This is a genomic window from Nocardiopsis potens DSM 45234 (assembly GCF_000341105.1).
In the GTDB taxonomy this organism is placed as follows: domain Bacteria; phylum Actinomycetota; class Actinomycetes; order Streptosporangiales; family Streptosporangiaceae; genus Nocardiopsis_A; species Nocardiopsis_A potens.
Genome location: NZ_ANBB01000037.1, coordinates 1 through 12550 on the forward strand (window position 1 = coordinate 1; position 12550 = coordinate 12550).

Here is a 12550-nt window from a genome sequence, read left to right on the forward strand (position 1 = left end):
CCTACCGGCGCCGTCGCCGCCGGTCTGAACCCCCACCCCGTGGGGCGCCGCGCCGGACCGACCGGCCGGTCTCCGCCGCCGCCTTCGCTGCCCGCTTGAACCCCCGCCCCGCGAGACGCCGCGCTCGGCCGAGGAGCCCGACCCCGCCCCTACCGGCGCCGTCGCCGCCCGTCTTGACCTTCACCCCGTGGGGCACTGCACCCGACCGACCGGCCGGTCTCCGCCGCCGCCTTCGCTGCCCGCTTGAACCCCCGCCCCGTGGGGCGCCGCGCCCGGGCGACTCCCGTACTCCGGCCCTTCCTTCGCCTTCGCCGCCCGCTTGAGCCCCTGCCCCGCAAGGCGGCCGCACTTGAACGCTGAGATTCAATCAACGGCCTTCTTCCTGCTTCAGCCGGGAGAGCACTTCAATCGGACAGCGGTTCCAGGCAGGCGTTGTGGTACGGAGCCTCGACCGCGCGGACCCACCCGTCGGAGTTCTCCGATTCCTCGCAGCTCTCGCTCGGGTGGTCGGGGCGGGAAGCCGAGTCCGACCACCCGGAGACGGTCAGGTTGACCTTGTACTCCGCGTCGGCGGACGAGCAGGGGACCTCGGACAGCGAGCCGTCTTCGACGACCGCGCAGTCCCCCGTGTCGAGGTCGGCGTAGGGTGCCCGTTCCGCCCAGGTGGTGAGCTGCGGCAGGAGGCCGGAGAGCAGGAGGGCGAGGGTGAGAAAGGCGAGTCCGGCCATCGCCTTCTTCCACACGGCGGGCTTCTTCGCGGGCGCCTGCGCGGGCCGGCCCCCGGCGGTCTTCGGGGCGAGGGCCGTCGGCGGGGTGTCCGGGGTGAGGAGGCGGGTCTCGTGCCGGGCGATGACCTCGGTGAGGTCGTCGGGCAGCCACCCGCCCTCCGGGCGGCCCGGGGCGGCCGGGGACTCTGCGCCGCACGCGGCCAGGACCTGCTCGGGGGCGGGGCGGTCGGCGGGGTCCTTGGCCAGGCAGGCGGCCACCAGGTCGCGGAGGGGGCCGGTCAGCCCGGTCAGGTCGGGTTCCTCTTGGACCACCCGGTACAGGAGTGCGGGCGCGGGGCCGTCTCCGAACGGGCTGCGGCCGGTGGCGGCGTAGGCGAGCACGCAGCCGAGGGAGAACACGTCCGAGGCGGGGCCGACCTTCTGGGCGCGGGCCTGTTCGGGGGACATGAACGCGGCGGTGCCCAGCACGGTGGAGGTCCGGGTGTGGCTGGTGGCGTCCAGGGCGCGGGCGATGCCGAAGTCGATCAGGCGGGGTCCGTCGGCGGTGAGCAGGACGTTGGCGGGTTTGAGGTCGCGGTGCACCAGCCCGGCGGCGTGCACGGCGGCCAGCCCTTCGGCCAGGCCGGCGCCGAGCGCGGCCACCGATTCGGCGGGGAGGGGGCCGTGGTCGGTGACGGCGCGGTGCAGCGAGGGGCCGGGGATGTAGGCGGTGGCCAGCCAGGGCGGGGTCGCGGCGGTGTCGGCGTCGAGGACCTGGGCGGTGTAGAACCCGCCGACCTTGCGGGCGGCTGCGACCTCGGCGGCGAAGCGGCGGCGGAAGTCGGCGTCGCCGGCCAGGTCGGGGCGGACGACCTTGACCGCGACGGTGTGCCCGCCGGGGGAGCGGCCGAGGAACACCTGTCCCATGCCGCCGCCGCCCAGGCGGGCGCGGATCCGGTAGGGGCCGACCCGGACGGGGTCGCCGGGGTCGGGCCCTGGGGGCGGGGCCTCCGTCGCGGCCGTCCGGGGGAAGGGGGGCGCCGTGCCGCGGGGCCGCCGTATGAGGGGCACCGCCACTGCGGCGGCGAGCAGGAGGAGCACCAGGGCCGCGAGGAGGACGGAGAACAGCGGGGAGGATCCCATGGGCATGGAGTGACTGTAGCGGGGGCGATCGGTGGGCGCGAGGCCCTCCGCGGACCGGTCCGGGGCCGCCGAGGCCCCGCTTCGGGGAGGGGCGGGGCGGCCTGCGGGCGTTCTGCCCGGCCGCGTCCGAGGGGGCGGGGAGACCGGTCACCCCGCCCCCGGCGCCCCTGGCCTGGGAGGGCGCGTGCGCTGCGGCGCCGCCCGGATCCGGTCCCGCCCGAGGGCGGGCGCACCGGGGTGGGAGGCGCCCGGGAAACGCGGGGGGCCCGGTCCGGGAGCGCCGCGCGGCGATGCCGCTGCGAACGGTCCCGGGCCGGGCCCGGTGGCGGGTGCTACTCCCGTCCCGCGGTCTCGGCGGGGACGCCCTTCTTGCGGTAGTGGGCGCTGCGGCGGAGCAGGATGCCGGAGGCGAGCACGCTGGCGGTGAAGGAGGCCAGCAGCACACCGCCCTTGGCGTGCTCCAGCACCGTGCCGGCGGGGTAGGCCAGCTCGCTGATCAGCAGGGAGACGGTGAAGCCGATCCCGGCCAGCAGCGACATGCCGGTGATGTCGCTCCAGGAGAGGGAGGGGTTGAGCTCGGCGGCGGTCAACTTGGTGGTGAGCCAGGCGGAGCCGAGGATGCCGACCAGCTTGCCCAGGATGAGTCCGACGATGATGCCCAGCGAGACGGTGTCGGTGAGCATGGTGCCGAACCCGGAGAACGAGACCCCGGCGGAGAACAGCGCGAAGATCGGCAGGGCCAGGCCCATCGCCCAGGGGCGCAGCATGTGCTCGGCGTGGTGCAGCGGGGACTCGTGCTCGCCGTCCCGGGTGGAGCTGCGCATCAGCATGCCCATGGCGACGCCGGCGATGGTGGCGTGCACGCCGCTCTCGTGCATGAAGGCCCAGATCACCACGGCGAGCGGGACGTAGACGACCCAGTTGGGCAGGGCGGAGCGGTCCAGGGCGGCGGCGAGGCCGCGGCCCTGCTGCAGGTAGCCGAAGACGGCGAGGAGGACGAGGGCGCCGATCAGGTAGAGGAAGGAGAGGTCGTCGGTGTAGAAGACCGCGATGACCGTGATCGCGCCGAGGTCGTCGACGATCGCCAGGGTGAGCAGGAAGGTGCGCAGCGCGGGCGGGAGGCCGCGGCCCACGATGGCGAGCACCGCGAGCGCGAAGGCGATGTCGGTCGCCATCGGGATGCCCCAGCCGCCGATCTTGTCCGGGTGGGCCAGGTTGAAGGCGGCGAACAGCAGCGCCGGGGCGACCATGCCGCCGATGGCGGCGACGATCGGCAGTACCGCCCGCCGGGGGTTGCGCAGTTCGCCGTGGACGAACTCCTGCTTGAGCTCGGCGCCGACGATGAAGAAGAAGATCGCGAGCAGGCCGTCCGCGGCCCAGGTGCCGATGCTCAGGTCGAGGTGGAGCGGGGCGCTCGGGCCGATGACGAAATCGCGGGCGGCGTTGTAGGCGTCCGCGGCCGGCGAGTTGGCCAGGACCAGCGCGAGCACCGCAGCGGAGATGAGGAGGAACCCTCCGACGGTGTCCTTGCGCAGGGCGTCGGCGAGTCGCTGCAGGGGCGTGGCGGAGACGGAGGTCACATGCTCTCCAGGGAGACGACGGCTATGGACACGCCGACCAGTCTTCCCGGCACACCGATGCCCGGCTCGGCCGAACCGCCGCCGGGACCGGACCACTTTTTCATATGCCCAGGTCGGGGTGCAAGTCATAGAATGCCCCCTTCGAGAAGGTCTTGGTGAGGGGGCTGCGTTGGGCGGGGCGGAGCGGTTCAACGGGGCGTCGATCCGCCTGGGCGTGCTTCCGGAGCGGCACGATTCCGTGGTGTGCCTGCTGTTCGACGGGGACCGGCCGGTGCTGGTCCGGCACCGGGAGCGGGCCTGGGAGTTCCCCGGCGGCCACGCCGAGCCGGGGGAGGCCATCGAGGCGACGGTCCGCAGGGAGGCCCGGGAGGAGGCCGGCGCCGAGCTGGGCGAGGTGCACGTGGCCGGCCACTACGTGCTCGCCGGCGGGCACACCACGGTCGTCACCCACGCCAGGGTGCGGGCGCTGCACCCGCTGAGCGGGGCGTTCGAGACGCTGGAGGTGCGGGCGTTCGACGCGCTGCCCGAGGCCCTCCTCTCCTGGGACGACGGGATCTACGACCATCTGCTGCGCGCCCTGGGGCTGCCCGGCGCCGCCCCGCTCCGGGGCTGACCGGCGAGGCCGCCCCGTGCAGCGCGATGATCTCGGCGTTCCGGGCCCATCGGACCGGTCCGATGGGCCCGGAACGCCGAGATCATCGCGGAGGGGAGGCGGCCCGGGGAGTCGGTGCCCTTCCTTCCCGCGCCGGGGTCAGAGGTCGCGGCGGTAGACGGTCTCGGTGGCGTGCGGCCGGTAGCCCAGCCTCTCGTTGATCGCCAGCATCGGCGCGTTCGTGGTGTCGTTCTCGGTGTAGGAGGCGGTGAAGCCGCGCTCGCGGGCGCGGTGCAGGGCCGCGGTCTTCGCGTAGGTCGCGATGCCGCGGCCGCGGTGCGCGCGCACGGTGCCGGTGATCGAGTGCCTGAGCGTCCGCTCGCCGTCGGAGAGGATCGCGACGATGCCGATCGGCTCCCCGCCGGAGAGGACCATGAGGGAGAGGTCGCGGTCGACGCGCGGGTCCTCCCACACCGTCTCCAGCCAGACCCGGTAGGGGGAGGAGTCCGTCGGCGCGTCGCCGGGCTCGTCCGCACTGACCGCCTCGTCCACCGCGTGCACCGGGCGAGGGTCGTCGGCGTAGGCGGAGGCGGGGCGCAGCTCCACCCCGTCCGGGCGGGGCGGGACCGGCGGCAGGCCGGCCAGGTCCAGGACCTGGTGGGAGGAGGTGGAGCGGGGCAGGTAGCCCCTCCGCTCGGCGAACGGCGCGGCGGGGTCCTCCGGGCCGGCGGCGCGGACCACCACCGCTCCGGCGTCGGCCAGGTGGGCTTCGGCCGCGTCGGCGAGGGCGCTCCCCGCTCCCCGGCGCCGGTGCCCGGGGTCGACCATGACGATCAGGGTCCCCTGGCCCGCCAGGCCGGTGGTGACGACCAGGGCGGCCCGCGCGTAGCCGATGATCCGGCCGCCGGACTCGGCGGCGAACCAGCGGGCCCGCGCCTGCTCCGGGGTCCGCTCCGCGGACCAGAGCAGGTGGCGCTCGAGGGTGATCTCGTAGGGGAAGCAGCGCCGCCGAAGGGCGGCGACCGCCGGGATGTCTCGCTCGACATCCAGGGGGCGGATGGTGAAGTCCATGGGAGCGCAGACTAAGGGGAGCGGGTCGCCCTGTCACGGGGTTTCCGCCCGCTTCCGCGGCATCTGCGGTCTCCGGTACCGGCCCTGGCCCCGCGGGCGGGGCGGTGGTCCGGGGCGCATCGGGAGCTCCGGCGCGCGGGCGGCCGCGCGGTGCGCCGGCCGGGGCCCCGGGCGGTGGCGGAGCCGGTCAGCCCTCCCCGTCGGCCGCGTCCCGCTCCCGCTGCTCGGCCTCCAGCCGGTCCAGCCAGTGCGAGATGCCGGCGTGGTTGCCCTCGACGCCGCTCAGCACCTCCATCACCTCGGCGGCCTCGGCCGGGGCGTCCGGCGGCAGCGGCCGGTAGCGCTTGGTGACCTGGTCGCGGACCATGGCCACGGCGTGGTCCAGGTCGCCGGTGCTCGCGCGGGCCTCGCGGACCGCCGACACCCAGGCGTGCAGCTCCTCGCGGGCCCGGTCGATCGTCTCCCCGACCGGGTCGACCGCGCCGAAGTGGGAGAACATCAGGCGGCGCGGGGCGATCCCGGTGAACAGGTCCAGGGTGCGCAGGGCCGCGTCCAGGTCGAAGTCGGGCGGCGGGGTGGCCGGGCGAACGTCGCCGGTGTAGGGGTTGTACACGCCCAGGGCGTCGCCGGTGTAGAGGTCCCCGGTGGCGGAGTCGACCAGGCCGACGTGGTGCTTGGCGTGGCCGGGCGCGTAGTGCGCGGAGAGGGTGCGGCCGGCGCCCAGGTCGATCTCGCCGGTCTCGCCCACGGCCCGGATCCGGGCCGCGTCGGAGGGGCTCATCTCGCCGAAGAGGACGTCCAGCCTGTCGCCCCAGACCATCCGGGCCGAGCGCATCAGCCGGGTCGGGTCGGCGAGGTGCCGGGCGCCGCGCTCGTGCACCACGATCTCGGCCCCGGGGAACATCCGGGCGACGTCGCCGACGCCGCCGGCGTGGTCGAGGTGGATGTGGGTGACGACGATGGTGGCCAGGTCGGAGGGGCCGATGCCGAGGTCGGCCAGGCCGTCCCGGAGCACTTCGGCCGATCCCGCGGTGCCGACCTCCACCACGCAGGGCCGCTCGGTGCGGATCAGGTAGCTGGAGGTGATGCCCGGGTAGCCGGCCATCCGGGTGTCGATGGCGAACACCTCGTCGCCCAGTGCGGTGGTGCCCTGCCGGGGCTCGCTGCTCGTGTCCACGGGAGCGAATCTAGCCCACGGGGCCGCGGCGGGCTGTCCACAGGGTCGGGAATCGGGGTGGTGCCGGGCGGGGCGGGTGCCGATGCTGGTCGGTGAGCGCGGCCCGCGCCCGCGGGCGCCGATCAGGGAGGTTCCGCATGCACACGTCCACCGCAGCCGCCGGTACCGCAGAGCGCCCCGGCCACCGCAACGAGGTGGTCCTGGAGGGGCGGGTGACGGCCGAGCCGTCGGTCCGCGAGCTGCCCAGCGGCGACCGCCTGGTGACCTGGCGGGTGACGGTGGCCCGCCCGGGCGGGGAGGGGGCCGCCGGCGCCGGCCGCCAGGCCGACTCGATCACCTGCGTGAGCTTCCGGACGGACATCCAGAACGCCACCCGGGGGTGGCGGATCGGCGACCTGGTGCAGGTGGTGGGGGCGCTGCGCCGCCGGTACCGGAGGTCCCGGGGGTTCGCCGGCGGGGTGGTCGAGGTGGAGGCCGCGGCGGTGCGGGTGCTGGGCGTGCCGGGCGGCCACCGCCCGCCCCCGCCGCCCCCGGCGCCGGGCGGGGAGGGCGCCGCGCCGCCCGGCCGGCCGTAGCGTCCGCGCGGGCCCCGGGGCCGGGGCGACCGGCCCTCGGGGCCGTGCACCGCGCCGCAGGACGGCGCCGTCGCCCGGCCCGGGCCTTCAGCTCCTCCGTGCCGGGGGCTCCTCCGGGCGCGCCGCATCGGGCCCTTCGCGGCGACCGGCCGTCCTCGACGGGCGCGGCGGTCCCCGGAACCCGCTTTATCCCGCCCTGTGGGGAGGGGAGGGCTACCAGCCGAGCAGGGCCAGGGCGGCTCCGGCGTCGACCGGGCCGTCCGCCCGCCAGGCCGCGGAGCAGACCGCGCGCAGGCCGTGCAGCCGGTCGCCGGAGCCGGAGAGCTCCACCCGCCCGTCGCGGACCGAGGCCCGCCAGCCCTGCGGTTCGGGGTGTGCCTCGTTCAGCCCGGCCAGGTCCCAGGCGATGTAGTCGGGGCGCAGCCCTTCCGGGGCGGAGACCAGCTCGTGCGCTCCGGTGACGCCGGAGAGCACCAGCAGGCTCGCGGCGCCGCGCGCCACCGCGCCCTGGACGTCGGTGTCCAGCCGGTCGCCGACGACCAGCGGGCGCTCGGCGCCGGTGCGCTGCACGCCCTCGTCGTGCAGCGGCTTCATCGGCTTGCCGGCGACCACCGGCTCCACCCCGGTGGCGTGCGCGATCACCCGGGCGAACGAGCCGTTGCCGGGGATGATCCCGGCCTCGACGGGGGCGGTGGCGTCGTTGTTGGCGGCCACGAACAGCGCGCCGCGGGCCACCGCGAGGGCGCCCTGGGAGACGAGGTCGTGGCTGAGCCGCGGGGTGTGCCCCTGCACCACGGCGACGGGGTCCTCGGCCGCGAGGGAGACCGGGCGCAGGCCGCGCCGGATCAGGGCCAGGCGCAGCCCGGTGTCGCCGACGACGAGCACCGGCGAGCCGGCCGGGAACCGCTCGGCCAGCAGCCGGGCGGCGGCCTCGGCGGAGGTCACCACGTCCCGGGCGGCGGCCTCGACGCCCAGGCGGGTGAGGCGCTCGGCGATGGAGGAGGGGGTGCGCGAGGCGTTGTTGGTGACGAAGGCGACGCCCATCCCGGAGGCGCGGGCCTTGGCCACCGCCTCCGGGGCGGCGGGGACGGCGCGCGCCCCGACGTAGACGACCCCGTCCAGGTCGAGCAGGGCGGTGTCGTACAGGGCGTTCAGCGGCCGGTCGGCGGTCCTGAGGGTCATGCTCTCCTCGCGGAGGTCGGTGCGGGGCGGCGGGTTCGGCGGTTCAGTCGAGTGAGCGGAGCACCAGGCCGGTGCGGGGCTTGGGGCCGAAGGAGGTGGATTTGCGCGGGGTGAGCTCGCCGCGGGCGGTGACCCGGTAGACGTCCTCCAGGCGCATCGGGGGGAGCAGTACCGCGGTGCCCGGCCGGGCGGCGTCGCAGGCGGAGGCCAGCGCCGCGGCCGGATCGTCGTGCACCAGCTCGGCGGCGTCCTCGGCGGCCTTCCAGGCGGGCAGCAGCAGCCGCTCCAGGGCGGCGGTGGGCAGGGCGCGCCACTCCGCGGAGCGGTCCGGGGCGGCGGCCTCCATCGCGGCGGGGGAGAAGCGGTGCAGCAGGAACCGGTCCTCGGCGTCGGCGGCGATCAGCGCGGGGCCCTGCTCGGCGGCGGCGTGCAGGCGCCGCACGGCCTCCTCCGGCGGGCCGGGCGGCAGCGGCTCGGCCCGGGCGAACGGCTCGGCGGCGTGCGCGGCCTCGCGGGCGCGCAGGCCGCGCAGCACCCGGTGGATGGCGCCGAGCCGGGGCGGTGAGGAGTCGGAGTCCACCAGCAGCGCCAGCCCGTGGTCCCAGGGGCCGGGGGCGGGGTTGTCGGCCCGGAGCCGGCGGTAGGCGGCGTAGCGGTGGTGGCCGTCGGCGATGAGCGCGGTGCGTCCGGCCAGGTCGGCGGCGACGCCGGCGTGCACCGCCGGGTCGGTGACGGCCCACAGCCGGTGCAGCACGCCGTCCGAGGTGGCGGCCTCCACCAGCGGTTCGGCGCCGGTCTCGGCGGGCGCTTCGGCGGCCCGGGAGGCGGCCCCGCCCGTGCCGCGGTAGAGCAGCATGATGGGTTCGAGGTTGGCGCGGGTGGCGGCCATCAGCCGGGCCCGGTCCAGGACCGGTGCTTCGGCGGTGGCCTCGTGCGGCCGGACCGCGGGGGCGTCCGCCGGGGGCAGCCGCAGCGCGCCGATCAGGCCGCGCTGGCGCAGCCCGTCCGGGGTGGTCTGCTCGTAGGGGTAGAGGGCGGGGAGCCGGTCGCGGACCAGGACGCCCCCGTCGATCCAGCGGCGCAGGGTGCGCGCCGCCCCCTGGTAGCTGGGGGGAAGGGTGAGCCGGGCGGCGTTGTGCGGCTCGACCCGGGTCATCTGCGCGTAGCGCTCGGCGTCGACCTGGTCGTAGGGCGGGGCGAGGGCGAGGGCGAGGTCGAACGGGCCGGAGTCGATGAAGGCCCGCGCGTCGGGGCCGGCGTACCGGAATCCGCGCAGCGGGGCCAGTTCCAGGGCGCCCTCCCCGGTGCCGCCCGCCGTCGATCTCCGCACTCTGGCACGATACCGCCCGGGCGCCCGGGCGGAACCGTCGCCGATGTCACAGCAGCTTGCGCAGGCGCATCAGGTCGCCGAAGCTGGCGTCGATCTTGACCCGGCCGGAGAACATGGCCTTGGTGAGCTCCAGCCGGTCGTAGGCGAGCGCGATGAGGTCCTCGGAGCCGAGGGTGATCCGCACCTGGGCGCGGCCGCCGGGGGAGGAGGCGGGGCGGGAGGCCACGTCCTGCAGGCCCTCCCCGGTCAGCCGCATGTCGAAGACGGTGTCCAGGTCCTTGACGACCACGCTGACGCTCCGCTCGACGATGTGCTTGCGGCGGTCGGCCTCGTCGACCTCCATGATCCGGCCGGAGACCCGGTCGATGGCTTCGCGGCACTCTTCAACGCTGGGCATGGCCACCATGATGCCCCAGGTTCGGCCGGTTCGGCCTCGGGCGCACCGCGCCCCCGCTACGATCGGGCGGTGTGCGGCCCTCGGACGCCGGGGAGTCAGTCGATCGCTAGGAGCAGTCCCACCATGGTCGTCGATGCGGTGCGCGCCTACACGGACGCCACCAGTGGTCTGACCGAGCCGTCCCGCAAGCGCGCCGTGGCCGCGGCACGGACCCTGATCAGAGAGGGCGGCGGCGAACTCCCCGAGGAGGGCGTGGGGCAGAGCATCCAGGCGCTCGCCGCGGAGCTGATCGAGACCGGCCAGAGCAACCGGGAGGCGCTGGCCGCCCTGGTCGCCGCCGAGGTCGCCGCCGCGGTGGAGCGGCTCGACGTGGTGCCGCGCACCGAGTACGACCGGCTCGCCCGCCGGGTGGCGGAGCTGGAGCGGCGGCTCGCCGGGGTGCGCGCCCCGGCGCGGGCGGCATCGGCCGGACCGGTCCCGGTGCGGGCGGAGGAGTACGCGGTGCCCGCGGCGCCTGCGGTTCCGGTGGTCCCGGCGGTTCCCGAGCCTGCGGTGGAGCCCGCGGCCCCGGCGGTGCGCGCGGTGGAGCCGGCCGAGGCCCCCGTGGTGCGCAAGGCCGAGGGCGGGAAGGCGGAGGGGAAGAAGGACGCCCCCGCCGCCGAGGAGCCCCCCGCGAGAGCGGAGGCCGCCGAGGAGGAGCCGGCGCCCGCCGCGCAGGACGCGCAGAGCGGGAAGAAGCCGGAGGAAACGCCGGAGAAGGCGTCGGCGAAGTCGGAGAAGGCGCCCGCCGGGGAGCCGGTGGAGGCCGCTGTGGTGGAGCCCGCTGCGGAGAAGCCGGAGCAGGAGCCCGAAGAGAAGGCGCCGGAGAAGGCGGCAGAGAAAGCAGAGCCCGCCGAGCCGAAGAAGACCACGGCCAAGTCCGGGCAGAAGACCGCCGGGCGGACCCGCTCCACGGCCAAGAGCAGCGGTTCCACCACCAAGAGCGGTTCCTCCACGGCCAAGACCGGCACCAAGCGGACGACCGCCGCCCGGTCGAAGACCGCCGGTACGGCGAAGAAGGGCTAGCGCCGTGCCGGAGGAGGGAGAGGCGCCCACGGGCGCCGAGATCGCCGAGCGCACCCTGGAGAGCGCCCGGCGGCGGCTGGCCGCGCTGGACGGCATGCCCGTGGCCGAGCATCCGAAGGTCTTCGACGAGCTGCACCGCGAGCTCTCCGCCGTACTGGGCGGTTTGGAAGGGCGCTGACCGGCTCTCCGGTCGCACTGCCCACCGGCCGCGACGCGGTGGCCACCCCCTGGACCCGGGGGAGCGGTCCGCCCCGGCCTCCCCTCTCACCGGTCCGCCGGCGGGGAGCGCGGAGCCCGGCCGCGAGGGACACACGGGGCGGTTCCCGTGCCCGTCTCGCAAGAGGCGGCGGCGCACCGGGCGATACGGGCGGCCCTGCCGGTCGCCGGAGCCGGCCGGCCGTGTGCGGTGGTGACCGGAACCGCTCCGGTCCTTCCTCGGCGGATGGGCGGCGTCGCGGGTCGGTGTCCCGCCGGAACGGCCTCCTGCGAGCGCGGATCGGGCGATCGATCGCCCCTGTCCTCCGCAGGCCTCTGAGAGGCAGCCGGATCCGCGGAGGGGGTGCCCGGCACGACCTCCGCGGCACCGGGGTCGACGGCCCGGGCCCGGGGCCGCCGGCGGCCGTTCCGCCGGCCGGGCCGGGGACCGTCCGGGCCCCGGCGGGAGAGGGGCAAAGCCGCGCGATTCCCGGCGCGCGGGACCGCGGGTTCTGCGGCGACCGCCCCCGCCGTTCGATAGTGTGTTCGACCGCGAGGCCCGCCCGGGCCGTCCGCCCCCGGGGCGGGCGGCGGACGGGCGCGGCGGTGACCAGGGCGGACCGGCCGGCCGGTGCTCGGCTCCGGGCGAGGGTCGGGAAGCGGGTATCGTCCTAAGGCAGACTTCTTCGGGATAGGCGCGGACTCAACACGATGGCCAAACGCAGTCGGCTCGACGCCGAACTCGTCCGACGCGGACTCGCGCGCTCGCGCGGGCACGCGGCGGAGCTGATCGACGGCGGGCACGTCGCCGTCGCGGGGATGACCGCCGGCAAGGCGGCGACCCAGGTCGGCACCGACCAGCCGATCGTGGTGAAGGCCCCGGACGACGCCCCGTCGTACGTGTCGCGGGGCGCGCACAAGCTCGTCGGCGCGCTGGACGCGTTCGGGATCGACCCGGCCGGCCGGGTCTGCCTGGACGCCGGCGCCTCCACCGGCGGTTTCACCGACGTGCTGCTGCGCCGGGGCGCGGCGAAGGTGTACGCGGTCGACGTCGGCTACGGCCAGCTCGCCTGGTCGCTGCGGAGCGACGACCGGGTGGACGTGCGGGAGCGGTGCAACGTGCGCGAGCTCGACCCGTCCGACCTCGGCGGGCCGGCGCCGACCCTGGTCGTCGGCGACCTGTCGTTCATCTCCCTGTCCCTGGTGCTGCCGCCGCTGGCCGCCTGCGCCGCCCCGGACGCGGACTTCGCGCTCATGGTCAAGCCCCAGTTCGAGGTGGGCAAGGAGCGGGTCGGCGCCGGCGGCGTGGTGCGCGAGCCCGAGCTGCGCGCCGAGGCGGTCCGCTCGGTGGCCGGCGCCGCCGCCGGGCTGGGGCTGGGCGCCAAGGGGGTGGCGGCGAGCCCGCTGCCGGGCCCCTCCGGGAACGTCGAGTACTTCCTGTGGCTGCACGCGGGCGAACCGCCGCTGCGCGAGGAGATGCTGGCGCGCGCGATCGCCGAAGGCCCCCGCTGAGCGGCCGCCGATCTTTCAGAGAGG

At 76.3% G+C, this 12550-nt stretch carries 12 protein-coding genes; 5 read left to right on the forward strand and 7 right to left on the reverse strand.

The genetic code is table 11. The annotated features are described in order from the left end of the window. Positions 1–404 precede the first annotated feature (404 nt). Complete coding sequence (locus tag D459_RS33630) at positions 405–1856, reverse strand: serine/threonine-protein kinase (protein ID WP_241485033.1); 1452 nt, start codon at positions 1854–1856, stop codon at positions 405–407. 326 nt (positions 1857–2182) lie between these two features. Beyond that, entirely contained in the window at positions 2183–3430 is a 1248-nt protein-coding gene (nhaA, locus tag D459_RS0113990; protein WP_017593639.1) for a Na+/H+ antiporter NhaA, read from the reverse strand. Between the two features lie 202 nt (positions 3431–3632). On the opposite strand from nhaA, the gene D459_RS0113995 reads away from it, so the two are divergent. Then, positions 3633–4043 carry an NUDIX domain-containing protein gene (locus D459_RS0113995; protein ID WP_026120374.1) on the forward strand — a complete coding sequence of 137 codons (411 nt, stop codon included), beginning with the start codon at positions 3633–3635 and terminating at the stop codon, positions 4041–4043. A gap of 138 nt (positions 4044–4181) precedes the next feature. Here the strand turns inward: D459_RS0113995 and D459_RS0114000 are convergent, their stop codons facing one another. Continuing rightward, positions 4182–5093 (reverse strand): GNAT family N-acetyltransferase, encoded by a 912-nt coding sequence (locus D459_RS0114000; protein WP_017593641.1) that lies wholly within the window; start codon positions 5091–5093, stop codon positions 4182–4184. 187 nt (positions 5094–5280) lie between these two features. Continuing rightward, positions 5281–6270, reverse strand: a complete 990-nt coding sequence (locus D459_RS0114005) for an MBL fold metallo-hydrolase (protein ID WP_017593642.1) — start codon at positions 6268–6270, stop codon at positions 5281–5283. A gap of 137 nt (positions 6271–6407) precedes the next feature. Here D459_RS0114005 and D459_RS0114010 point away from each other — a divergent pair, with 137 nt between their 5' ends. Continuing rightward, positions 6408–6845: a single-stranded DNA-binding protein gene (locus D459_RS0114010; protein WP_017593643.1), complete on the forward strand. Its 438-nt coding sequence runs from the start codon at positions 6408–6410 to the stop codon at positions 6843–6845. 213 nt (positions 6846–7058) lie between these two features. Here the strand turns inward: D459_RS0114010 and D459_RS0114015 are convergent, their stop codons facing one another. From D459_RS0114015 to D459_RS0114025, 3 genes are read right to left on the reverse strand one after another with little or no spacing between them, the layout of a single operon-like run. Then, a complete protein-coding gene (locus D459_RS0114015; RefSeq protein ID WP_017593644.1) occupies positions 7059–8027 on the reverse strand; it encodes an HAD-IIA family hydrolase in 969 nt (322 codons plus the stop codon). 43 nt (positions 8028–8070) lie between these two features. Further along, positions 8071–9357 (reverse strand): DUF1015 domain-containing protein, encoded by a 1287-nt coding sequence (locus D459_RS0114020; RefSeq protein WP_017593645.1) that lies wholly within the window; start codon positions 9355–9357, stop codon positions 8071–8073. 46 nt (positions 9358–9403) lie between these two features. Then, entirely contained in the window at positions 9404–9754 is a 351-nt protein-coding gene (locus D459_RS0114025) for an SCP2 sterol-binding domain-containing protein (RefSeq protein WP_026120376.1), read from the reverse strand. Between the two features lie 123 nt (positions 9755–9877). On the opposite strand from D459_RS0114025, the gene D459_RS0114030 reads away from it, so the two are divergent. The 3 genes from D459_RS0114030 to D459_RS0114040 all read left to right on the forward strand — a co-directional run bounded on the left by D459_RS0114030 (position 9878) and on the right by D459_RS0114040 (position 12526). Continuing rightward, complete coding sequence (locus D459_RS0114030) at positions 9878–10819, forward strand: hypothetical protein (protein WP_026120377.1); 942 nt, start codon at positions 9878–9880, stop codon at positions 10817–10819. 4 nt (positions 10820–10823) lie between these two features. Next, positions 10824–10997, forward strand: a complete 174-nt coding sequence (locus tag D459_RS36145; RefSeq protein WP_017593647.1) for a hypothetical protein — start codon at positions 10824–10826, stop codon at positions 10995–10997. 728 nt (positions 10998–11725) lie between these two features. Then, on the forward strand, positions 11726–12526 hold the full coding sequence (locus D459_RS0114040) for a TlyA family RNA methyltransferase (RefSeq protein WP_017593648.1): 801 nt from the start codon (positions 11726–11728) through the stop codon (positions 12524–12526). Positions 12527–12550: the final 24 nt, after the last annotated feature.

Excerpts from the sequence above, each read along its gene's own strand:
- D459_RS0114030 (WP_026120377.1), top strand. The coding sequence starts at position 9,878 with ATGGTCGTCGATGCGGTGCGCGCCTACACGGACGCCACCAGTGGTCTG.
- D459_RS33630 (WP_241485033.1), bottom strand. The coding sequence starts at position 1,856 with ATGCCCATGGGATCCTCCCCGCTGTTCTCCGTCCTCCTCGCGGCCCTG.
- D459_RS0114010 (WP_017593643.1), top strand. The coding sequence starts at position 6,408 with ATGCACACGTCCACCGCAGCCGCCGGTACCGCAGAGCGCCCCGGCCAC.
- D459_RS0114000 (WP_017593641.1), bottom strand. The coding sequence starts at position 5,093 with ATGGACTTCACCATCCGCCCCCTGGATGTCGAGCGAGACATCCCGGCG.
- D459_RS0114025 (WP_026120376.1), bottom strand. The coding sequence starts at position 9,754 with ATGCCCAGCGTTGAAGAGTGCCGCGAAGCCATCGACCGGGTCTCCGGC.
- D459_RS0114015 (WP_017593644.1), bottom strand. The coding sequence starts at position 8,027 with ATGACCCTCAGGACCGCCGACCGGCCGCTGAACGCCCTGTACGACACC.
- D459_RS0114040 (WP_017593648.1), top strand. The coding sequence starts at position 11,726 with ATGGCCAAACGCAGTCGGCTCGACGCCGAACTCGTCCGACGCGGACTC.